At 66.3% G+C, this 21,129-nt stretch carries 21 protein-coding genes; 7 read left to right on the plus strand and 14 right to left on the minus strand.

Annotation, left to right across the window (positions count from 1 at the left end; all coding sequences use genetic code 11):
• The first annotated feature begins 45 nt into the window (after nt 1–45).
• Nucleotides 46–669, plus strand: coding sequence for a TIGR03085 family metal-binding protein (locus tag AB4Z42_RS26445; protein WP_442012209.1), 624 nt, complete (start codon nt 46–48; stop codon nt 667–669).
• Complete coding sequence (locus AB4Z42_RS26450) at nt 669–2,243, plus strand: phospholipase D-like domain-containing protein (RefSeq protein ID WP_442012210.1); 1,575 nt, start codon at nt 669–671, stop codon at nt 2,241–2,243. The genes AB4Z42_RS26445 and AB4Z42_RS26450 overlap by 1 nt, the downstream gene beginning before the upstream one ends.
• Nucleotides 2,244–2,272: 29 nt before the next feature.
• Here the strand turns inward: AB4Z42_RS26450 and purQ are convergent, their stop codons facing one another.
• Genes purQ through AB4Z42_RS26465 form a run of 3 tightly spaced genes read right to left on the minus strand, consistent with a single transcriptional unit; the run spans nt 2,273 to nt 3,885 of the window.
• A complete protein-coding gene (gene purQ, locus AB4Z42_RS26455; protein WP_442012211.1) occupies nt 2,273–2,947 on the minus strand; it encodes a phosphoribosylformylglycinamidine synthase subunit PurQ in 675 nt (224 codons plus the stop codon).
• Entirely contained in the window at nt 2,944–3,183 is a 240-nt protein-coding gene (gene purS, locus AB4Z42_RS26460) for a phosphoribosylformylglycinamidine synthase subunit PurS (RefSeq protein ID WP_442012212.1), read from the minus strand. Before purS ends, purQ begins: the two co-directional genes overlap by 4 nt.
• Nucleotides 3,184–3,219: 36 nt before the next feature.
• Entirely contained in the window at nt 3,220–3,885 is a 666-nt protein-coding gene (locus AB4Z42_RS26465; RefSeq protein ID WP_442012213.1) for an ATPase, read from the minus strand.
• A gap of 45 nt (nt 3,886–3,930) precedes the next feature.
• Here AB4Z42_RS26465 and AB4Z42_RS26470 point away from each other — a divergent pair, with 45 nt between their 5' ends.
• Nucleotides 3,931–4,584 carry an MBL fold metallo-hydrolase gene (locus tag AB4Z42_RS26470; protein ID WP_442012214.1) on the plus strand — a complete coding sequence of 218 codons (654 nt, stop codon included), beginning with the start codon at nt 3,931–3,933 and terminating at the stop codon, nt 4,582–4,584.
• The gene (locus AB4Z42_RS26475) at nt 4,585–5,196 is read left to right on the plus strand and encodes a hypothetical protein (protein WP_442012215.1); all 612 of its coding nucleotides are present in this window, start codon (nt 4,585–4,587) and stop codon (nt 5,194–5,196) included. It abuts the gene before it with no gap.
• On the opposite strand, the gene AB4Z42_RS26480 is transcribed toward AB4Z42_RS26475, so the two are convergent.
• The 6 genes from AB4Z42_RS26480 to AB4Z42_RS26505 all read right to left on the minus strand — a co-directional run bounded on the left by AB4Z42_RS26480 (nt 5,193) and on the right by AB4Z42_RS26505 (nt 11,768).
• The gene (locus tag AB4Z42_RS26480; protein ID WP_442012216.1) at nt 5,193–6,836 is read right to left on the minus strand and encodes an FAD-binding dehydrogenase; all 1,644 of its coding nucleotides are present in this window, start codon (nt 6,834–6,836) and stop codon (nt 5,193–5,195) included. The genes AB4Z42_RS26475 and AB4Z42_RS26480 overlap by 4 nt on opposite strands.
• Before the next feature lie 24 nt (nt 6,837–6,860).
• Nucleotides 6,861–7,565, minus strand: a complete 705-nt coding sequence (locus AB4Z42_RS26485; protein ID WP_442012217.1) for a DUF2334 domain-containing protein — start codon at nt 7,563–7,565, stop codon at nt 6,861–6,863.
• A gap of 72 nt (nt 7,566–7,637) precedes the next feature.
• Nucleotides 7,638–8,135 (minus strand): glutathione peroxidase, encoded by a 498-nt coding sequence (locus AB4Z42_RS26490; RefSeq protein ID WP_442012218.1) that lies wholly within the window; start codon nt 8,133–8,135, stop codon nt 7,638–7,640.
• Nucleotides 8,136–8,145: 10 nt separating this feature from the next.
• A complete protein-coding gene (locus tag AB4Z42_RS26495; RefSeq protein WP_442012219.1) occupies nt 8,146–8,703 on the minus strand; it encodes a TetR/AcrR family transcriptional regulator in 558 nt (185 codons plus the stop codon).
• A 42-nt stretch (nt 8,704–8,745) separates the two neighbouring features.
• Nucleotides 8,746–10,878: a S9 family peptidase gene (locus AB4Z42_RS26500; protein ID WP_442012220.1), complete on the minus strand. Its 2,133-nt coding sequence runs from the start codon at nt 10,876–10,878 to the stop codon at nt 8,746–8,748.
• Nucleotides 10,875–11,768 (minus strand): phosphoribosylaminoimidazolesuccinocarboxamide synthase, encoded by an 894-nt coding sequence (locus tag AB4Z42_RS26505; protein ID WP_442012221.1) that lies wholly within the window; start codon nt 11,766–11,768, stop codon nt 10,875–10,877. Before AB4Z42_RS26505 ends, AB4Z42_RS26500 begins: the two co-directional genes overlap by 4 nt.
• Nucleotides 11,769–11,798: 30 nt before the next feature.
• Between AB4Z42_RS26505 and AB4Z42_RS26510 the strand changes: the two genes are divergently transcribed.
• Together AB4Z42_RS26510 and AB4Z42_RS26515 are read left to right on the plus strand one after the other, a co-directional pair.
• Nucleotides 11,799–12,419 carry a hypothetical protein gene (locus AB4Z42_RS26510; RefSeq protein ID WP_442012222.1) on the plus strand — a complete coding sequence of 207 codons (621 nt, stop codon included), beginning with the start codon at nt 11,799–11,801 and terminating at the stop codon, nt 12,417–12,419.
• A gap of 94 nt (nt 12,420–12,513) precedes the next feature.
• Nucleotides 12,514–13,374 carry a DUF559 domain-containing protein gene (locus AB4Z42_RS26515; protein WP_442012223.1) on the plus strand — a complete coding sequence of 287 codons (861 nt, stop codon included), beginning with the start codon at nt 12,514–12,516 and terminating at the stop codon, nt 13,372–13,374.
• Nucleotide 13,375: 1 nt separating this feature from the next.
• Here AB4Z42_RS26515 and AB4Z42_RS26520 read toward each other — a convergent pair whose 3' ends face one another.
• The 3 genes from AB4Z42_RS26520 to purB are packed head-to-tail and all read right to left on the minus strand — an operon-like array spanning nt 13,376 to nt 16,940.
• Nucleotides 13,376–14,284 (minus strand): tellurite resistance/C4-dicarboxylate transporter family protein, encoded by a 909-nt coding sequence (locus AB4Z42_RS26520; protein WP_442012224.1) that lies wholly within the window; start codon nt 14,282–14,284, stop codon nt 13,376–13,378.
• Nucleotides 14,281–15,507 carry a cytochrome P450 gene (locus AB4Z42_RS26525; RefSeq protein ID WP_442012279.1) on the minus strand — a complete coding sequence of 409 codons (1,227 nt, stop codon included), beginning with the start codon at nt 15,505–15,507 and terminating at the stop codon, nt 14,281–14,283. The genes AB4Z42_RS26520 and AB4Z42_RS26525 overlap by 4 nt, the downstream gene beginning before the upstream one ends.
• A gap of 5 nt (nt 15,508–15,512) precedes the next feature.
• Nucleotides 15,513–16,940, minus strand: coding sequence for an adenylosuccinate lyase (gene purB / locus AB4Z42_RS26530; protein ID WP_442012225.1), 1,428 nt, complete (start codon nt 16,938–16,940; stop codon nt 15,513–15,515).
• Nucleotides 16,941–16,980: 40 nt separating this feature from the next.
• Between purB and relZ the strand changes: the two genes are divergently transcribed.
• On the plus strand, nt 16,981–18,717 hold the full coding sequence (relZ, locus tag AB4Z42_RS26535; RefSeq protein WP_442012226.1) for a bifunctional ribonuclease/(p)ppGpp synthase: 1,737 nt from the start codon (nt 16,981–16,983) through the stop codon (nt 18,715–18,717).
• On the opposite strand, the gene AB4Z42_RS26540 is transcribed toward relZ, so the two are convergent.
• Nucleotides 18,714–20,141, minus strand: coding sequence for an APC family permease (locus AB4Z42_RS26540; protein ID WP_442012227.1), 1,428 nt, complete (start codon nt 20,139–20,141; stop codon nt 18,714–18,716). The two genes, relZ and AB4Z42_RS26540, sit on opposite strands and share 4 nt — an antisense overlap.
• Nucleotides 20,134–21,126, minus strand: a complete 993-nt coding sequence (locus tag AB4Z42_RS26545) for an SDR family NAD(P)-dependent oxidoreductase (RefSeq protein WP_442012228.1) — start codon at nt 21,124–21,126, stop codon at nt 20,134–20,136. Before AB4Z42_RS26545 ends, AB4Z42_RS26540 begins: the two co-directional genes overlap by 8 nt.
• Nucleotides 21,127–21,129: the final 3 nt, after the last annotated feature.

Here is a 21,129-nt window from a genome sequence, read left to right on the forward strand (position 1 = left end):
CGGAGCACGCGCCCCACCGCGAGCGCACAGAGTTAGGGTTCGACAATGTCTGTCGCCAGCGACGAGCGTGCGGCGCTCGTGCGTACTCTGCGCACGGCCGGCCCCGACGCGCCCACACTGTGCCCGGAGTGGACGTCCCGACAGCTCGTCGCACACCTACTCGCCCGCGAACGGCGGCCAGCCGCCCTGCTGGGAATCGGTGTCCCGCGGTTCGCCGAGCGACGGCATCGCATCGAAGCGCAGATTCTGACCGGCCACGAATGGGACGAGCTGGTCGATCAACTGGCGTCCGGTCCGCCGGTGTACTCGCCCCTGCGATGGCTCAATCGCGTCGCCAACATCCATGAGATGTTCGTCCACCACGAAGACGTCCGCCGGGCTGTGCCGGGATGGTCACCCCGAGCGCTCGACGACCGCGCCATCGCAGCGCTGCGGCGTCTGACCCGCTACTTCGCGCCTGTCCTCATGCCTGACGTACCTGCGCACGTCACATTCCACATGCCGGACGGCGACGTGCTCGCACGGTTCGGAGCCGGACCTGAGGTCACCGTGACCGGCACGCCCGGTGAGTTACTGCTCTTCGCGTTCGGCCGCAACGAAATACATGTCGATTTCGCCGGGGATCCCGATGTCATCAGCAGCGTACGATCCGCCGAGCGTCGGTTCTGATGACTGACGCGGCTGATCGCATCCTGCGCCAGGGCGACACTTGCTGGCGCACAGCCCGCGCGGAGCGCTTCAGCCGCATCGTCGACGGTGCCGACTACCTGGCGCAGGTGAAGTCTGCGATGCTGCGCGCCAGACACCGCATCGTGCTGATCGGTTGGGATTTCGATTACCGGACTGCCTTCGAAGCGGACAAGGGATCGTTGCCGGGCCCCAACCATCTCGGGCCGTTTCTGCATTGGCTGATATGGCGGCGACCGGACCTTCAGGTGTACCTGCTCAAATCGAATCTGCGGCTGCTGCCTGCTTTCGACGGTTTCTGGTTCGGTGTCGCACCCGTCAGCCTGCTCAATCAAATCACCTCGCGCCGTATGCATTTCGAGGTCGACGGCGCACACCCTCCGGGAGCGGTCCACCACCAGAAGATCGTTGTCGTCGATGACGCGGTCGCGTTCTGCGGCGGCATCGACCTCACGCTCGGACGCTGGGATACGCGACGGCATCTTGGCGAAGATCCGCGCAGGAAAGGTGCAGGGCAACCGTACGGCCCGCGACATGAGGTGGCGGCCGTTTGTGACGGTGATGCGGCGCGCGCGCTCGCCGAGCAGGCCCGCGAGCGTTGGCGTGCCGCCACCGGAGAGGGACTCGAGCCGATTACGACGCCGCGCGCCATCTGGCCGCCCGCCATCGTGAATCCGTTGCGCGACGTCGACGTCGGCATTGCGAGAACGCTGCCCGCATTACCGCAACGTGCGGAGGTCCGTGAAGTCGAGGCGCTGAACCTGGCCGCTGTCGCTGCCGCCAAGAACGTGATCTACCTGGAGAATCAGTACCTGGCGGCGCGCAGTTTGGCCGAGGCACTCGCCGAGCGGTTGAAGGAACCGGACGGGCCGGAGGTCATCATCGTCTTGCCGCGCAGTTCCGAGAGCAGGCTCGAGCAACAATCGATGGACAGCGCCAGACAACGTCTGCTAAGGCTGCTGTGGGATGCGGATACGCACGGGCGGCTTGGCGTGTACTGGCCGGTGGCCGCCGGCGGGACTCCGGTCTACGTGCATTCCAAGGTGTTGGTGATCGATGACCGGCTGCTGCGCATCGGATCGTCGAATCTGAACAACCGATCGCTGGGATTCGACAGCGAGTGCGACGTGGCGCTGGAAGCGGTGCCCGATACGGGCGACCACTCAACGGTTGCAGGCGAGATCGCCTACGCCAGAGACGATCTCTTGGCGGAGCATCTCGGCATCTCAGCGGATACTCTTCGTGCCGAGATCGGCCGGCGCGGTTCGGTCCTCGCCGCCGTCGATTCGTTGCGCACCACCGGTAGGTCGCTGCGCAAGTTCACCCCGACCATGACGTCTGCCGACGCCGGTCCCTTCGCTGAAAACGATCTGATGGACCCAAGCAGTGTCCCGGAATCCGTGGCGCACGGCATCTTCACCCTCATCACCGGGGCGGTGCTGTGGCCGCTGACCAGACTGGCACCTCAGGCGGTGTCGACCATTCGCTCGCTGGCCGACGCCGCCGCGGCGTTGCAGAGCGTCGCGGAGTCTCTGCGAGACGACCCCGACCAGTGATCAGCGCGCCGAGCCTCGGGGTTGACGAGCTAGGCGGCCAGCACCAGGTCCAGGGCCGAATAGAACAGACCGAGACCGTCGTCAGAGGGTCCGGTCAGCGCCTCGGTGGCGTGCTCGGGATGTGGCATCAGGCCGACGACGCGCCCGTTGGCCGACGAAATGCCTGCAATGTTGCGCATCGAACCGTTCGGGTTGTCGCGGTACCGGAAGACGACCCTGCCTTCACCCTCGAGCTTGTCGAGCACGTTCTCGCTGGCGACGAACCGGCCCTCACCTGACTTCAGCGGGACGAGAAGATCGGCGCCCAGCTCGTAGCGCGACGTCCACGCCGTGGAATTCGACGCCACCTCCAGCCACAGATCGCGGCAGACGAAGTGCAGACCGGCATTGCGGGTCAAAGCGCCGGGAAGCAACCCCGCCTCGCACAGGATCTGAAACCCGTTGCAAATACCCAACACCGGCAGGCCTTGTGCGGCTGCCCGGATGACCTCGCCCATCACGGGTGCGAACTTCGCGATCGCGCCGGTGCGCAGGTAGTCGCCGTAGGAGAAGCCGCCGGGCACCACCACGGCGTCCACCCGCTTGAGGTCGGCGTCGGCATGCCAGAGGCTGACGGCTTCCGCACCCGCGATTCGCACCGCTCGCGCCGCATCGACGTCATCGAGCGTGCCGGGGAAGGTGATGACGCCGACGCGGGCGCTCACGAGTTCTCCCGGCTAACGCTCCAGTCCTCGATGACGGTGTTCGCCAGTAGCGACTCGGCGATCTCGGCGAGCGTGTCGTCGTCGATGCTGTCGTCGACTTCGAGCTCAAACCGCTTGCCTTGCCGCACATCTGACACTGCACCGAATCCAAGACGACCCAACGCACCGACGATCGCCTGCCCCTGCGGGTCGAGGATCTCGGTCTTGGGCATCACATGCACTACCACCCTAGCCACGGCGATCACTCTACCTGCGGCTTCGGCAGGGCCGCCTCACCGGCACGATCCGAGATACGCATCGCACAGCGGGGCGGCCATTGAGTCGAAAACCTGCGCGTCAGGCACGGCCGCCCAGGGCACGAGTGGGGGCAGCGTCGACCACATCGCCAGTTCGACGACCGTGCTGCTGGACGGGTGCGCGAGCAGGTACTGGTGGATCACCCGCTGGCCGGCGACGCTGATCACCGCGGCCAGCCGCAACGGGTCGCTGGTGGTGATGGACGGCGACGCCAGGGGCGCGGTGACCTGGCACTCCCGCAGCCGGGCCCTGGCCTGCTCGAGGGTGCTTGTCGCCGTCGGCCCGAAATGCGCGGTGTCCCCGCGCCAGTGCACGATCTGCACCCGCAGCTGCCATTGCCCCGGCGGATTCAGCACCGTCGCCTGCCATGCCACCGAATAGTCCCTGGCGTCGCCGATGATCGGCGGCGAGGCACACATCTCCTCGAAGGTGAACCGTGGCAGGGGTGCCCTGACGGCGAGACCGGCCAGGCCCGGCCAGTGATAGACCGAATCGAGCGGCACGGCGGTCGGCGCGATCCACGCCGAATCGGGGATGGAGTCGCAGATCGGCGGGCATACGCCGGGCACAGCAACAGCCGGCGTGTTCGGGGCGATGACCAACCCGCATGTGGCGACAACCAGCGCCAACAAGAGTCGCACGTCTGAAGTACCCCCTGGGTAATCCCTGCGCGCCACAATATAGGGATGCAATTGACGCATTTCGGCCATTCGTGCCTACTCGCGAACTTTCGCGACGATTCGGCGAACGAGACCACGATTCTGTTCGATCCGGGTACGTTCTCCCACGGTTTCGAGGGCATCACCGGCCTATCCGCGATCCTGATCACCCATCAGCACCCCGACCACGCCGACACCGAGCGACTGCCCGCTCTCCTCGACGCCAACCCCAAGGCCGCGCTGTACGCCGACCCCCAGACCGCCGCACAACTCGGCGGTTCTTGGCAAGCGGTGAACGTCGGCGACCAATTCGGCATCGGCCACCTCACCGTGCGCGGCACGGGCGGGCGGCACGCGGTGATCCACCCCGAAATCCCTGTGATAGACAACATTTCGTATCTCATCGGCGATGGCACCCATGCGGCAAGGTTGATGCATCCCGGTGACGCGCTGTACGTCCCCGACGAGCCGGTCGACGTGCTCGCGACACCTGCCGCCGCACCGTGGATGAGGATCTCCGAGGCGGTCGACTATCTGCGCGCGGTGGCGCCCACCCACGCGGTGCCCATCCACCAGGCGATCATCGAACCGAGCGCAAGAGGCATCTTCTACGGCAGGCTCACGGAGATGACCGACGCCGACTTCCAGGTGCTCGAACCGGAGAACGGCACGGAGTTCTAATTGGCGCGCCGAGAGCGCCTGGTGTTCAGCGGCCACATCGCGGGTTTCGGAACCGAAGCGGGCGTCCGGATGGTCGTCGGGTCGTGGGCGAGTTCGCCGTTCGGCGGTTTCGCCGACGTCATGGTTGAAGCTCCGGACGGTGAACGCACGCTACTCGCGCCGACATCCGCCATCGCCGAGTTCGTCTCGCAGACCTACACTTTCGACCGGATCGAATTCGGGGCCGTCGACGTTCGATGCACTGCCGAGGGTTTCAGCGTCACCGCGCCCGGGCTCACAGTGTCCGGCAGCCTCGGAGGTCCCGCGCCGTTCGACTGGTTGCTCCGGTTGGTCCCGCCGATCCTGACAAGGGCGCCGGCCTGGCTACGCCTCATCAATCCCGTGGCGTCGATGTTGGTACCGGGCGTTCGCACCGCGGGTAGCGCCGGCAACGGGCGTCGCGAGTACTACGGGGTCCGACGCACGCGGCTCATCACAGCCGTCGACGGCACATTCGGTGGTGTCGATGTCGGCGGGCTCACGGCGCTGCATCCGCCGGTGCGGTTCGGGTTCTCCTCCGCACCGCCGACACCGCAGTTCGTGTCGGTGACCACCACCATCGAGCTGCCCTAGCCGACGTCCCTCGCCGCCGCTCGGCCTGCCGCACGGCCCGAGAACACACATCCGCCGAGGAAGGTGCCCTCCAGCGAGCGATACCCGTGTACGCCGCCGCCTCCGAATCCGGCGGCCTCTCCCGCCGCGTACAGACCACTGAACACGGAGCCGTCGGTCTTGAGCGCCCTGGATTCCAGGTCGGTTTCCAAGCCGCCCAACGATTTCCGGGTGAGGATGTGCAACTTGACCCCGATCAGCGGGCCTGCCTTCGGGTCGGTGAGCCGGTGCGGGGCCACGACGCGGCTGATGCGGTCGGACAGGAAAGCACGGGCGCCGCGGATGGCGGTGATCTGGCTGTCCTTGGTGTACTTGTTGACGACCTCACGGTCGCGGGCGGTGACTTCGGCCTCCACGATGTCGTAGTCCAGTGGTTCGACGCCGGGCACCGCGTTCATCTTGGACACCAACTCCCGCAACGAGTTCGCCGTGACGAAGTCGACGCCCTTGTCGACGAACGCCTGCACCGGCGGCGGGGCACCCGGCCTGACGCGACTCAGCACCTGGCGCACGCTTCGCCCGGTCAGATCGGGGTTCTGTTCCTGACCCGACAGCCCGAATTCCTTCTCGATGATGCGGGCGTTCAGCACGTACCACGTGTAATCGTGGCCGGTCTGGGCGATGTACTCCAGCGTGCCGAGGGTGTCGAAGCCGGGGAACAACGGTGGCGGCAGCCGTTTTCCGGTGGCGTCCAGCCACATCGACGACGGGCCGGGAATGATGCGGATGCCGTGAAGTGGCCAGATCGGGTCGTAGTTGGTGATGCCCTCGGTGTAGTGCCACATCCTGTCCCTGTTGATCACGCGCGCCCCGGCCGACTCGGTGATACCGATCATCCGGCCGTCGACATGCGCCGGCACACCGCTCAGCAACTGGTCGGGCACCCGGCCCATCCGCTTGGGCCAGTTCTGCCGAACCAGGTCGTGGTTGCCGCCGATTCCGCCGCTGGCGACGATCACCGCTTGTGCCCGTAACTCGAAGTCACCGACGGTGTTTCGCGACGAGGCCTCGCCCCGGGCCGCATTCGACGGCTCCAGCAACGCGCCACGCACCCCGACGACTGAGCCGTCCTCCACGATGAGTTCGTCGACACGGCGACGGTGCGCGAAACGCACCTTGGCGTTGTCGCGCAGGCGACGGGCGAAGACGTCGACGATCCCGGGACCGGTCCCCCAGGTGATGTGAAACCGCGGCACGGAGTTGCCGTGCCCGCGAGCGTCGTAGCCTCCGCGTTCGGCCCACCCGACCGCCGGGAAGATCTGCAACCCACGCTCACGCAACCAGCCGCGCTTCTCACCCGCGGCGAAGTCGACGTAGGCGTGTGCCCATTGCCGCGGCCAGTGGTCCTCGGGCCGGTCGAATCCGGCCGTTCCGAGCCAGTCCTGCAACGCGAGTTCATGGCTGTCGCGGATGCCGAGCCTGCGCTGTTCGGGGCTGTCGACGAAGAACAGCCCGCCGAACGACCAGTACGCCTGGCCCCCGATGTTGTTGGCGTTCTCCTGATCGACGATCAGGACCTGTCGCCCGCGTTCGACGAGCTCACATGCGGCGACCAGACCAGCGAGACCTGCGCCCACGACGATGACATCAGCATCTGCCATGGCCGCCACGTTAGCGGGCGGTGGCTATGCGGCGTCTGTCAATGCGCTGTATGGAGTCCACTGGTACACCGCGGGCGTGCACCGGTGCATCAGCGCCAGGTCGACGGCGTCGAGCATCGCCTGCCGTGGTCCGGGCCTGCTCAGGTGGCGGGCAGCGACCGCCACCCGGACGATGCCGTCGCGCCGGGCCGTGCGTTCGGCCGACAGCACAAGCGTGCGGCACCACCACGGTTCACTGAGAAAGCCCTCGCCGATGCCGAGCACCCGCGACCGGACAGTTGTATGGCGTACCAGGTCCGTGATCTCGGTCAGCGCAGCGAGCATACGAAACCCGTTGCGGGGCAGAGCCGTTACCGTTCCCGGCGACACCGTCCAGCCGGGTGCCACAAACAGCCTGGTGCGCAGCCCCACGTGTTCCATCACCCGGTCGGCGGCCATCAGGCGCAGGTTCGCTTCGTGCGCAGGCAGTGTCGCGAACTCGCCACGCCGCTTCTTGGTGGCGGCTTCGTCGAAACCGTGCAGCACGATGGCGTCCCCTGCGTCGCGGCGGGCGGTCAGCCAGTCGACGGTCGGGGCGTCCCCGTCGAGCCGGTAGCCGCCCTTGATGCGCGGCGCCACCAGCAATGACACCGGCACGCTCCGCGAGTCAAGTCGACCGCAGAAGTTCTCCACGTCGGCCATCGTGCGGTCGCTGATCCCGGAGATCGAGACGATCAGTTGTCCAGCCACGCGCTCATTGTGGCAACTTCAGGTGTCGCAACGGTTTCTGACACCCTGCCTGAAGTTGTCCATTCGGTGCGACTACCGCGGCAGCACCTCTTCGATGGCCGCGATGACCTCGGGGGCGTCCGGTTCGGTGCGCGGCCGGATCCGCTTGACCACCTTCCCGCCCGGTGCGAGCAGGAATTTCTCGAAGTTCCACTGGATGTCGCCAGCTTCGCCTGCGTCGTCAGCCGTCTTGGTCAACTCGGCGTACAGCGGATGCCGGTCGTCGCCGTTCACGTCGGTCTTGGCCAGCAGCGGAAACGTGACCCCGTACGTCGTCGAGCAGAACTCCGCGATCTCTTCGGCCGACCCGGGCTCCTGGCCCATGAACTGGTTGCACGGCACGCCGATCACCGTCAGCCCACGGTCCTGATAATCCTTGGCCAGCCGCTCGAGGGCGGTGTACTGCGGCGTCAGGCCGCATTTCGAGGCGACATTGACCACGAGGGCGGCGCCGTCGGCGAGTTCGCCAAGGGTGGTCGGCGCTCCGTCGAGCGTGGTCAGTGCGATATCGGTGAGCGGTGTCTGGGTCATGAATGGCACGCTACCGTGTCTTGAAAAGCATCCTCGCGACTCGGTGCACCGTCTCCATCGGGTCCGCGCCGTCGTCGATTGCCGTGTTGAGCCACAGCAGCGAAAAGCCGTGCACCAGAGACCAAGCCGCCAGCGCCGCCGCCTCGGGGTCCTTCTCGGCGCGTGCGTCGTCGAGGGTGCCCACACCTCGGGCCAGTTCCGCGCCGGCGGCGTCCTGTGCGGCGACCAACTCGACGTCCTCGGGATCGACGAGCGAGCGGTCGAACATCACCGCGTAGTGCCCGGGATGGTCGAGGGCGAACCGCACGTATGCCTGCGCGGCGTCGATGAACTCGGGCTGGGCCTCGTTGAGCGCGGCGGCCAGCTTTCGCCAGCCCTCGGCGGCCAGCGCGGTGAACAGGCCGCGGCGGTCGGTGAAGTGGTGCGCGGGCGCGGCGTGGGATACGCCGGCTTCCCTTGCCAGTTCGCGCAGCGAGATCCCGTCGGCCCCGCGCTGCGCCACCAGGTCGGCGGCCTGCGACAGGATGACGGCCTTCAGGTCTCCGTGGTGGTAGGAGTCCCTGCGCATGCGCCCACTATACAGTTCATCTTGACACTGCCTAGATAATCGCTACGACCGGTCGAGCAGATCCTCTTCGTACGCGCCGCCGTCGTGGTGTGCCTTGGCGGCGTCCAGTAGCCATGCGTACTGGAACGCCGCCTCCTTCCACCGTTCGTAGCGCCCGCTGATTCCACCGTGGCCGGCGTTCATTTCGGTCTTGAGCAGCACGGAGGGCGCGCCGGTCTGGTTGTGCCTCAGGGCGGCAACCCATTTCGCCGGCTCGACGTACATCACCCGGGTGTCGTTCAACGACGTCATCGCCAGGATGGGCGGATAGTTCTGTGCGCCGACATTCTCATATGGTGAGTAGGACTTCATGTAGGCGTATACGTCGCTGTCCTGCAACGGGTTTCCCCATTCATCCCATTCGGTGACGGTCAGCGGCAGCGACGGGTCGAGGATGGTGGTCAGCGGGTCGACGAATGGCACCAGGGCGAGAACACCCGCGAACAGCTCGGGGGCCATGTTGGCGACGGCCCCGACCAGGAGGCCCCCCGCGCTGCCGCCGTATGCGATGAGATTCTCGGGGCGGGTGATGTCGGCGTCGACGAGATGCTGTGCGACGTCGATGAAGTCGGTGAACGTGTTCTTCTTCTCGAGCAGCTTTCCGTGCTCGTACCACGGCCGGCCGAGCTCCCCGCCGCCGCGTACGTGTGCGACCGCGAACACCATCCCCCGGTCGAGCAGCGAAAGCCGCGCGATGGAGAACCGGGGGTCTTCGCACGACTCGTATGCCCCGTAGCCGTACAGCAGCGTCGGTGCCGGGTACTGCAGTCCGATGCGATGAATGATCGAGATCGGCACGCGCGCGCCGTCTCCGGCGACGGCCCAGTCCCGGCGCTCCACATAGTCCTCGGGCCGGTAGTCGCCGAGCACAGGCTGCTCGCGCAGCAGCGTGCGCTCGCCCGATGCCAGGTCGATGTCGTAGATCCGCACGGGGATGACGAACGACGTGGCACCGATCCGCAGCTTGGGCGAGCTCCAGTTCGGGTTCCCGCCAAGGCCGGCCGACATCAGTTCGGATTCGAAGGTGAGTTCCTCGGGGTGCCCGTAGGTGCCGTTGGCGTAGACCGGCCAGAGTTGGATCTTCGGCAACGCCTCGCTGCGGTAGCCGACGACCAGATGCCCTTCGAACGCGTCGACGGAGTCGAGCCGTACGTCGTCGCGGTGTTCGATCAGTGTGCGGAACGCGGTGGGATCGGCCACCGGCGCCTCCACGAGCGTGAAGTTCTCCGCTCCGTCGTTGTGCAGGATCAGGAATCGGTCCTCGCCGCCGACGACGGCGTGTTCCACCGAGTATTCGACGAGTTCGCGGCGCGGCCACACCTGGGTGAACTCAGTCTGCGAGTCGGCGGCGTCGCCGTAACGGACCTCGGTGGTGACGGCGCTTCCCGCGGCGATGAGGACGAACTTGTCGCTGCGCGTGCGCCCGACCGCCAGCCAGAACTTCTCGTCGGGTTCGTGGTAGACCCGCTCGGCGGGCAGGCCGGATCCGATGCGGTGCCGCCACACGGTGTCGGGGCGCCAGGCGTCATCGACCGTCGTGTAGTAGACGGTGCGGTTGTCGGCGGCCCACGTCACACCTGCGCCGATGCCGGCGATCTCGTCGTCGTACATGGTGCCGGTACGTAAGTCCTTGAACCGCAACGTGTACCGCTCATCGCCATTGGTGTCCACCGAGAATGCCAGCACGTTGCCGTCCAGGCTGACAGCCGCCGCACCCAGCGCGAAGAAGTCGTGGCCTTCGGCGTCGACGTTCTCGTCGATGAGGATCTGTTCACCGAGGATCTCTGTCTCTTCGTCGAGTTCAGGCGGCACCCAGTCGTTGTAATCGGCGACTGGGCAACGGCAGTGCACGTTGTATTGCTTACCCTCGAAGCTGCGGCCGTAGTACCACCAGTCGCCGCGCCGGGTCGGAACCGAGAGGTCGGTCTCCTTGGTGCGGGCCTTGATCTCGTCGAAGATCTTCTGCCGCAACGGTGCGAGCGCCTCGGTGGCCTGATCGGTGTAGTCGTTCTCGGCCTTGAGGTAGTCGATCACCTCGGGATCGGACTTGTTGCGCATCCATTCGTAGGGGTCGACGAAGACGTCGCCGTGGTATTCGCGGCGGTGTTCGATACGTTTCGCTACGGGTGGAGTCACGCGTTGGCACCGATCCAATCATCGAATTTGAGACCCGAGATACGTTCGTACGCTTCGATATAGCGATCCCGGGTGGCGTCGACGATGTCGGCAGGCAGGGGTGGCGGCGGTTTGTCGCCGTGGCGGTCCCAGCCGGACTCCGGGCCGATCAGCCAGTTGCGGACGAACTGTTTGTCGAAGCTGTTCTGCACGACGCCTTCCCGATAGTCGTCGGCACGCCAGTACCGCGACGAGTCCGGCGTGAAGATCTCGTCGGCCAGCCGGAGGTTGCCGTCCTTGTCGACGCCGAACTCGAACTTGGTGTCGGCGACGATGATGCCCTTGGTCAGCGCATGGTCGGCGCCCTGGAGGTAGGTCTGCAGTGTGCGCTCGCGCAATTGGTTGGCCCGCACGGCGCCGACCATCTCGATCACGTCGTCGAACGAGATGTTCTCGTCGTGGGCTCCCAGGTCGGCCTTGGTGGCCGGGGTGAACAACGGCTCGGTGAACTTGCTGGCCTCGACCAGACCGGTTGGCAGCGGGATGCCGCAGAGCGAACCCGTCGTCTGGTAGTCGATCAGCCCGGAACCCGTGAGGTAGCCGCGCGCCACCGATTCGACGGGCATCATCTCGAGTTCGGTGACCACCAGCGCGCGGCCGAGCACGTCCTCGGGGATGCGCTCGTCGTCGGGTGGACCCGCCAGGTGGTTGGGCGCTTCGAGATAGTCGAAGAAGAACACGCTCATGGCCGTCAGGATGCGACCCTTGTCGGGAATCCGGCTGTCGAGGATGTAGTCGAACGCCGAGATGCGATCGGTGGCGACAAAGAGCAGGTGCCCGTCGTCGATCCGATACAGCTCGCGAACCTTACCGCTGGCCAGATGCTGGTAGTCGGACAGAGCGGGGCGCATCGGGCCAGCTTATCGGGCAGCATCTGGTCCATGAGTTCGCGGTTTCTTCCCTATGCCACCACGCCGTCGCGCCTGCTGGGCCAACTGATCAGCGACATCGTCGTGATCACGTGGACCGTCATCTGGGTGCTGGTCGGAATGGCGGTCCATGCCGCCGTGTCGACGATCGCCGAAGTGGGGCGCCAGGTGCAGACCGGGGCCAGCGGCGTCGCCGACAACCTCAATTCGGCCGGTGACAACACAGACGACTTCCCGCTCGTCGGGGAGTCGCTGGCCAAGCCGCTGCGGGCGGCCGCACGGGCAGCGCTCGACATCGCCGGTGCCGGGCAGAGTCTCGATTCGACGGCGTCGTGGCTGGCGTGGGTACTGGCGCTGGCGGTCGCCGCGCCGCCGATTCTGTTCGTCGCGATGCCGTGGCTGTTCCTGCGCATCCGGTTCTTCCGTCGCAAGTGGATCGCGATCGCGCTGGCGCGAACACCGGCAGGCGAACAGCTGCTGGCGATGCGGGCGCTGGCCAACCGGCCGTTGGGCAAGCTGCTGGCGATACACCCTGACCCCGTCGGGGCCTGGCGTAGCCACGACCACGTCGCGATACATGGGCTCGCGGCGCTCGAACTGCGCGCCGCGGGCGTCCAGCGCCTCCGGCGCTGAGTGATTTCGGCGTGCTACGTCACGCTCAGCGGTACTCAGCACGCCGAAATCGCAGGGGTGGGAACCGTCGAGCCTGTGTTGACGTCCTTTACGCGTGCTCGATGAATATCTGCGCCGCCACGACGGCGTCATCACGCTCGCTCAAGCGAGGTCAGCGGGACTCACGAAACAGGCCGTCAGCCGCCGGGTGGGGAGCGGCAAGTGGCTGAGGTGCGCCCGTCGGGTGTACTTCGCCGACGACAGGGCGTTCACCGATGCGGCACGAATCCGCGCGGCCGTGTGGGGTTATGGCCAGCACGCGGTGGGCAGCGGTCTGGCTGCCGCGTGGTGGCTCGGCCTGACCCGATTCGCCCCCGACATCGTCGAGGTCACGGTGCCGCGCGATAGCAACGGCCGCTGCCACGACGGGTCGGTCGTGCGACGGCGCGACTTGAATCCCGCCGACATCGTCGTGCGCGACGGCTTGCAGGTGACCGCGCCGGCGCTGACGATCGTGGAGGCGGCCGTCCGGCGCGGTGACGGCGCCAGACTGATGGACTCGGCGCTTCAGCGCGACGCCGAACTGCGCGACCTGTGGCGCGCGCATCTGCGCAACAAAGGCCGCTACGGCTCGCCGGCTGCGCGACGACTCCTTCAGGCAGCGGCCGGCGGCGCGCGGTCTCAAGCCGAACGGCTGCTGGTCAAGCTTCTCCACGACGCACGCATCACCGGATGGCAGGCGAACCACCGCGTCGGCGGCTACAAGATCGACGTGGCCTTTGCCGCGCAACGGGTTGCGATCGAAGTCGACGGGTGGGCGTATCACAGCGCGGCCGCCGATTTTCAGATCGATCGCGAGCGACAGAACAGCATCGCGCTGCTGGGCTGGCAGGTGTTGCGCTTCACCTGGCTCGACCTCACCGAGCATCCCGACCGCGTCCTCAACGTGATCCGTACAGCGATTTCGGCGTGCTGAGTCACGCTGAGCGAGACTTGGCACGCCGAAATCGCAACAAAGCCAACGCGGCGACGATGAGCCACGACGCGAGGGCCACCCAGAGGAACGCCAGCGAGATCGCGACGAACCAATGCCAACCCGTCTCCACCGCCATCGCGTAGGTCGCCGACGAGTACATGCCGAGCGGGAACACTGCGGGCCAATCGAGACCGACCCGCCGCCGGAACGCCACGTAGACGAGCACCGGGATCCACGCCGTCGCCACGAACCACGTACCCAGTGTCACCGCGCGGACACCGTCGGCGATCGGACCCGGTATCAGCGCGTGGTGCAGGTGATCTCCGGCAAGCGTCGCAATCGCTATGCCGCCCATCAGAATCCACACGTCGGGCTGCACGAGCTCCGGCGACGACGCATCGTGTCGCACGCGCCAGAGCACCAGCGCGGTCATCGCCAGGTACAGGCCGATGCCGAGCATCCAGAAGATGGCCGCCCAGAAGAGAATGTCGAGTTCGGCAGAGACGATCGCCAGTCCGGACGTCGCGACCGCGGCGAGCTCCCACCCGCCGTGGGCACGGTCCCGGAGGCCCGTCCACCGCAGCGGCCACAGCGACCGGGCGGCCAGCGGCACCAAGGTCAACCAGCCCTGCAGGGCCATACCCGCCGACACCCACAGCACGATGCGATGGTCGGCCAGCCGCGCGCCCACCACCGCGCACGCCGCGATATAGGTGAACAGCGCCAGCGTCACGTTCGGATCGCGCAGGTCGAACCCGCGCCACGCCCGCGCAACAAGAACCATCAACACCGGAAACGCCACCGCCGCAACGACAATCAGAATCTCGCTGATCACACCGAAGCCGTGGTCCGCAGCCGCGATCGACACGATGCCGGTCGCCATGACCGCCGCGAATACGTCGGGTCTCACGGCCGTAATTCGACCACCAGGTGACGGATACCTGTGTGCCGGTTGGACCGCGTCCACTCCACCGGACTGACCAGCCGTGCGGAGCCGAACCGCGTCAGCAGCTCCTCGTAGAGCGCCCGTAGCTCCAGCCGTGCGAGGTTCGCGCCGAGGCAGTAGTGCACTCCCTGACCGAAACCCAAGTGCGGATTGGGTTTACGAGTGATATCGAACGTATCGGGGTCTGCGAACACCAACGGGTCGCGGTTGGCCGAGCCCTCCCAGATCTGCACCTTATGGCCCGCTTCGATGTGACAGCCGCCCAGCTCCACGTCACGCGTCGCGGTGCGCCGCTTGGACGGCGACGGCGACGTCCAACGCACCATCTCCTCGATCGCGGTGGGCAGATGCTCCAGATCCGCACGCAGCTCCCGGAATTGGCCGGGGTTGTCGAGCAGCGCCAACAGCCCGCCCGCGACGGAGTTGCGCGTCGTCTCCGCACCCGCACTGAACAGCAGGCTGAAGAACAGGTACAGCTCTAAATCCGAAAGGCTCTCATCCTCCACGGTCGCGTTCGCCACCACCGACAGCATGTCGTCGGTCGGCTCCGACCGCTTCGATGCGATCAGCTCCTGTCCGTAGGTGTACATCCGCGTGCCGGCCTCCTCGGGCGTCATCTGCCCGATGGACGCCTTGCGGGAGCCGCCGAAGTCGAACTGCGGCTCGATCGCCTCGAACAGCCAATGCCGTTCGGATTCAGGAACTCCCAGCAGAATGCAGATCATCTGCATCGGGAGCTCGGCGGCCACGTCGGTCACAAAGTCGAACGGCTCCCCCGGTGTCACCCCGTCGAGCAGCCTGCGGGTGCGGGATCGCAGGTCGTCCTCGACGCGGGCGATCATCCGCGGGGTCAGGCCCGAGCTGACGAGTCGGCGGATGTGCGAATGTCGCGGGTCGTCCATCATGTTGAGGACCTGCCCGGAGATCGTCAAATCCTGCAGCAGTGTGCCGCCGAACGGCCGTGAACCACCCGTCACCGACGAGTAGGTCCCCGGATCCCGGAACACCGCAAGGGTTTCCGCATGTGTGGCGACGGACCAGAAGCCTTCGCCGTCGGGGGTGTTGGCGGTCGGCTCGTGCCAGAAGACGGGCGCCTCGCGACGGTGAACCGCAAAAAGTGCGTGCGGAAATCCGCTGGCGAAGTTGTCCAAATCGGTGAAGTCGATCTCGGTGAGCCCGCCCACCACCGAGGTCACAGGATCGCGCCCGATGTGTACTTGGCCGCCTCCGGGTATCGGCCGACCAATTCGTCGACGGCGGCGGCGACGCGATCCACCTGGTCGGCCGCCGCACCCGTGAACGCCTGCTTGTCCGCCAGCGCCGCGTCGAGCGCCACACGGTCAAGGGGCAGTCGCGGGTCCGCGGCCAACCGGTCCAGCAGGTCAGGCTCCTGACCCTTCTCCCGCATCGCCAGCGCCACGGCGACGGCGTGTTCCTTGATCACCTCGTGGGCGGTCTCGCGGCCGACACCCGCCCGCACCGCGGCGATCAGGATGCGCGTCGTCGCGAGAAACGGCAGATAGCGGTCCAGTTCGCGCTGAATCACCGCCGGGTACGCGCCGAACTCGTCGAGCACCGTCAGGAATGTCTCGGTCTGCCCATCGATCGCGAAGAACGCGTCGGGCAACGCCACCCGCCGCACCACCGAGCAGAACACGTCACCCTCGTTCCATTGGGCACCGGCGAGCTCGGCAGCCATCGAGGCGTAACCGCGCAGCACCACCTGCAGGCCGTTGACGCGCTCGCACGAACGGGTGTTCATCTTGTGCGGCATCGCCGACGAACCGACTTGGCCGGGCGCGAAACCCTCGGTCACCAGTTCGTGGCCCGCCATCAGCCTGATCGTGTGCGCCAACGACGACGGTCCCGCGCCGACCTGCACCAGAGCCGAGACGACGTCGTGGTCCAGCGACCGCGGATACACCTGCCCGACGCTCGTGAAAATCTCTGTGAAGCCGAGGAATTCGGCGATCCGCGTCTCCAGCGCAGAGAGCCGGACCGTGTCACCGTCGAACAGGTCGAGCATGTCCTGCGCGGTACCCATCGGCCCCTTGATGCCCCGCAACGGATAGCGGTCGATCAACGACCGCAACCGCGAAAGCGCAACGAGGAGCTCCTCGGCGGCCGACGCGAATCGCTTACCCAGCGTGGTGGCCTGCGCGGCGACATTGTGCGAACGGCCCGCCATCACGAGATCGCGATACACGACCGCGCGCTCGGCCAGTCGCGCCACCACCGCAACACCGTGCGAGAAAACCAGGTCCAGGGAACGGCGGATCTGCAGCTGCTCGACGTTCTCGGTCAGGTCGCGACTCGTCATGCCCTTGTGCACGTGCTCGTGGCCGGCCAGCGCGTTGAACTCCTCGATTCGCGCCTTCACGTCGTGGCGCGTCACACGTTCGCGCGCCGCGATGGACGACAGGTCGACGTCGTCGAGCACCCGCTCGTAGTCCTCGACCACGCCCGACGGCACCACGGCGCCATCTATACCCAGTTCTATCTGGGCACGCAGCACCGCCAGCCACAGCCGGCGCTCGGCGACGACCTTGGCCTCAGGCGACCAGATGGCCACCATCTCATCACTGGCATACCGGTTGGCCAGCACATTCGGGATCGTCACAAACACACAGCTTACGACCCGCGTAAGGCAGTCTTGCGGTATGCACTTCGTTGGGCTCGATCTTGCGTGGGGTGAGAAAAGCCAGACCGGTGTCGCAGCCGTCGATTCCGACGGGCGCCTCCTGCACGTCGGCGCGGCAGGTGACGACGAGAGCATCGCGGCCGCGATCGCCCCGTATACCCGCGACGAATGCCTGGTCGCCATCGACGCGCCCCTGATCGTGCCGAACCAGACCGGCGCCCGACCGTGCGAACGAGCGCTCAATCGCGACTTCGCTAAGTTCGAAGCGGGTGCGCGGCCCGCGTTCCGGGAACGACCGGAATTCAACCCGCCCCGCGGCGAGATTCTTGCCGCACGCCTCGGCCTGGACCTGAATCCGGCGTCGCACGCCCAACGAACCGCGATCGAGGTATTCCCGCATCCGGCATCGGTCGTCTTGTTCAACCTGGAGAAGACGCTGAAGTACAAGCGCGGCAAGTTCGGGGAACGAAAGCTTGCGCTACTGGAACTGATGACACATATCGAGGCACTCGACGACGCGACGCCGCGGCTGCGTGTGAACCGCAGCGTCACATGGGTCGAGCTGCGAAAAAGGATCGAGGCGGCGACGAGGCCGGGGCAGCTCGACAGAGACGAGGATCCCGTCGACGCGGTGCTGTGCGCGTATATCGCGCTCTACCGGTATCACCGGCCCGACGACGTGACCACTTATGGCGACTTCGAGACGGGCTACATTGTCACACCGACGCTGCCCGGCCGCCGTACCCCGCTGCCCGTCGAACCTAAAACTCAAGCGCCGGAACAGATTCCGGACCTGGTGCGCGCCGCCGTCGCCGACTACGAGGCCCGGCGGCCCGCACTGGTGGCCGCCACCGAGAAATATCTTGCGCTGGTGACGGCGCTCCTGGACGACGCCGGTATCAACTACCTGAGCATCACGGCGCGCACCAAGAGCGTCGAGTCGTTCGCCGCCAAGGCCGAACGGATCGTCGACGGGCGCCGTCTGTTCAGCGACCCGTTGGTCGAGATCACCGACCAGGTCGGTTTGCGGATCATCACCTATCTGCGCGAGGACGTCGACGCGGTCGCCACACTGCTCGCCGACGAGATGCGACTGCTCGACGACCGCGACATGGGGTTGGAGACCGCGCGCGAAGGCCGGTGGGGTTATGCCAGCAGGCACCTGCTCGTCGGGGTCGAGGGTGAACAGCAGCCGGCGTCGATCCAGGTGCGCACCGTGCTGCAGCACGCATGGGCGGAGTTCGAACACGACATCCGCTACAAGGGCTCGATACCCGCCGAGCACGCCCCCGATCTCGACCGCCGGTTCACGTTGGCTGCGGGGTTGCTTGAACTCGCCGATCGCGAGTTCACCGCCATTCGTGAGCGGTTGCGCGTCACCATGTCCGACGAGGACGCGGCCGACGAGGAAGCCTCGACCGATCCCCGGATCGCGACGCCTGTGCTGGCGACTTTCCTGGGCAACCGGTACGCCGACGCCGGCTGGTCGCGGACCGACCACTACGGCTGGATCTCCGGACTGCTGCTGGAACTCGGCATCACCTCACTCGACGAGCTGACGGCCGTGCTGGACACCGTGGACGCCGACGCGATCAACCGTGCGATGGGCTATCGCTATCCACCCGGTGCGGTGCGCCGGCTCGACGATGCGCTGCTTGCCGTCTTCGGCGAGCGTTATCTACAGCTGCACGGCAACGCGCATCGTGTGGAGCTGTTACAGGAACGGCTCAAACGGCTCCGCAACGGCGCCAGCTAGTCCGGAGTCTCGGCCAGCTGTGTCGGATCGACTATGCCCTTTTGCTGGATCCCGAGTTGCTTGTTGATCAGCAGCGTGATGCCGAACAGTACAACTCCGATCACCAGCAGGATCCCGGCGAGCAGGTACTGGATAGCGGGACGGCCGGACAACGGCGTCACCAGGTACAGCGAGGCGATGCAACCGATCACCGGGAGCACCGTCGGCGTCTTGAAATGCCCGCCTGAGGCGACCACATCGCGACGCAGCACCAGGACGGCGACGTTGACCATCGCGAACACCGCAAGCAAGAGAAGCGACGTTGTGCCGCCGAGGACCGAAATCGCGTCATCACTGGCGAATGCCGATACATAGAAGATCAACCCGAACGCGATCACCGTGGTGAACAGGATGGCGACCCACGGGGTGTGCCGCGTCTTGTGCACCGCGCCGAGCACCGGGGGCAGCACGTGCTGGCGCGCCATACCGTAGATCAGCCGGCTGGCCATCAGCATGTTGATCAGTGCCGTGTTCGACACCGCGAACATCGTGATGAACGGGAACAGCGTGCCGATCGGCAGCCCCGGCGCCGCGGCTTCGACGACATCGACCAGCGGCGTCTTGCTCGCCGTCAGGTCGCCGATCGGCACCAACGCCACCGCAATGATCGAGACCAACACGTAGACGATGCCCGCGATAGTCAGGCCGCTCAACAGAACTTTCGGGAATATCCGTACAGGGTCCTTGGTCTCCTCGGCCATGTTCACCGAGTCCTCGAAGCCGACCATCGCGAAGAACGCCAGCGAGGTCGCCGCGGTGACAGCGACGAAAGTGCTTCGCTCACCCTCATTTTCGAAGAGAATGATGCGGGAGAAGTCGAGGTTGTCACCGCCCTGGGTGAACGCCCACAGGCCCACCACGATGACCAGCAGCAGGCCGGTGATCTCGACGATGGTCAAACCGACGTTGAGCTTCACACTTTCGCTGACGCCCCGAAGGTTGACCAAAGCCAGTGCGGCCATGAACAGCAAGGCAATCGCCGCGATGCCGACCTTGCCCCAGTCCAATCCGAACCCCTTGACGAGGTTCGATGCGAAGGCCTGCGAAGCCGTCGATGCGGACGTGATGCCGGAGCACATGACGACGAACGCGACGATGAAGGTGAAGAAGTGGATCCCGAATGCCTTGTGCGCGTATAACGCTGCACCGGCCGCCTGCGGATACTTGGTCACCAGTTCGAGATACGAGAATGCGGTGATGGTCGCGATCAAGAAGGCGATCAGGAACGGTAGCCACGCCGCGCCGCCGACCTCACCGGCAACCTGCCCGGTCAGTGCATACACCCCGGTGCCGAGAATGTCGCCGACGACGAACAGCAGCAGCAGTCCCGGCCCCATGACCCGCTTGAGCTCTGGCTGCTTTTCCGCGGTTTCCGGCTTAGTCATGACGTGCCTCCTGCCAATCGGCGGTGAACGGCATTGTTCCTGTCTCTGACGTCACCGCGTCGAGGAATCGCGCAACCAGTTCAGGATCCTCGGCTCGCTGCCACCCGAACGTCGTTGGACGCTGGGCCCTGTCGTGCCAGAAGTGGCCCGATGAAGATTCGGGCCGGGTGGCAACCAGCCACACCGCAGTGTCTGCGCCGTCTGAAGTATCGCGCAGCAACGGCCTTGTCACCACTCGGAACATCGGCAAAGCGTCGGCGACACCGGGCGTTTCGACCCAGCCGGGGTGCATGCTCTCGACGCGGATGTCGTCGCCCGACAGCCTGCGCGCCCACGCCTCGGCGAGCACCACCTGCATCCGCTTGGTCCGCGCGTACACCCGAACGCCGTTGTAATCACCGGATTCCGACTCCATGTCGTCGACCGACAATGGTGTCGTGTACATGCCGCCCGAGGACATGAACACGACGGAGGCGCCGTGTGCGTCACGAAGCAGCGGCAGCAGTCGTTCCGTCATCAGGTGCGGACCAAGGACGTGGCAGGCCAGTTGGGTCTCGTGGCCCTGTGGAGTCTCGACACGCTCCTTGGGAATCGCCCCCGCGTTGTGCACCACCCCGTGGAGTTCGTCGATTCGCCCGGAGAGGTCGTCACACCACGTGCGCACGGCGTCGAGGTCGGACACGTCGCACACCTCGTCGATGACCACTGCGCCGGGAACCGCGCGCCGGATCGCGCCCGCCGAATGTCTGACCTTGTCCGCGTTGCGGCCCAACAGGTGGACGGTCGCGTCGAGTTCGGCGAACCCGTGGGCAATCGCCTCACCGATTCCCGCCGTCGCACCGGTGACGAGGACCCGCTTGCCCGCCATCGCCTTTGGCCCCGGATCGGCCGGCCACCACGTCTGTCGCAACCGTGATCCGATTTTGGTGTAGCCGAGGACGACCGACCGGTCCAGCGCGTCGTCAAGGAGCCTGGTGAACCTCACCCG

This window comes from Mycobacterium sp. 2YAF39 (genome assembly GCF_052114565.1).
GTDB lineage: Bacteria > Actinomycetota > Actinomycetes > Mycobacteriales > Mycobacteriaceae > Mycobacterium.

Coding starts and splice junctions, on each gene's coding strand:
- relZ (WP_442012226.1), top strand. CDS start 16,981: ATGCACTTCGTTGGGCTCGATCTTGCGTGGGGTGAGAAAAGCCAGACC.
- AB4Z42_RS26490 (WP_442012218.1), bottom strand. CDS start 8,135: ATGACCCAGACACCGCTCACCGATATCGCACTGACCACGCTCGACGGA.
- AB4Z42_RS26510 (WP_442012222.1), top strand. CDS start 11,799: ATGAGTTCGCGGTTTCTTCCCTATGCCACCACGCCGTCGCGCCTGCTG.
- AB4Z42_RS26495 (WP_442012219.1), bottom strand. CDS start 8,703: ATGCGCAGGGACTCCTACCACCACGGAGACCTGAAGGCCGTCATCCTG.
- AB4Z42_RS26450 (WP_442012210.1), top strand. CDS start 669: ATGACTGACGCGGCTGATCGCATCCTGCGCCAGGGCGACACTTGCTGG.
- AB4Z42_RS26470 (WP_442012214.1), top strand. CDS start 3,931: ATGCAATTGACGCATTTCGGCCATTCGTGCCTACTCGCGAACTTTCGC.
- AB4Z42_RS26540 (WP_442012227.1), bottom strand. CDS start 20,141: ATGACTAAGCCGGAAACCGCGGAAAAGCAGCCAGAGCTCAAGCGGGTC.
- AB4Z42_RS26480 (WP_442012216.1), bottom strand. CDS start 6,836: ATGGCAGATGCTGATGTCATCGTCGTGGGCGCAGGTCTCGCTGGTCTG.
- AB4Z42_RS26505 (WP_442012221.1), bottom strand. CDS start 11,768: ATGCGCCCCGCTCTGTCCGACTACCAGCATCTGGCCAGCGGTAAGGTT.
- AB4Z42_RS26445 (WP_442012209.1), top strand. CDS start 46: ATGTCTGTCGCCAGCGACGAGCGTGCGGCGCTCGTGCGTACTCTGCGC.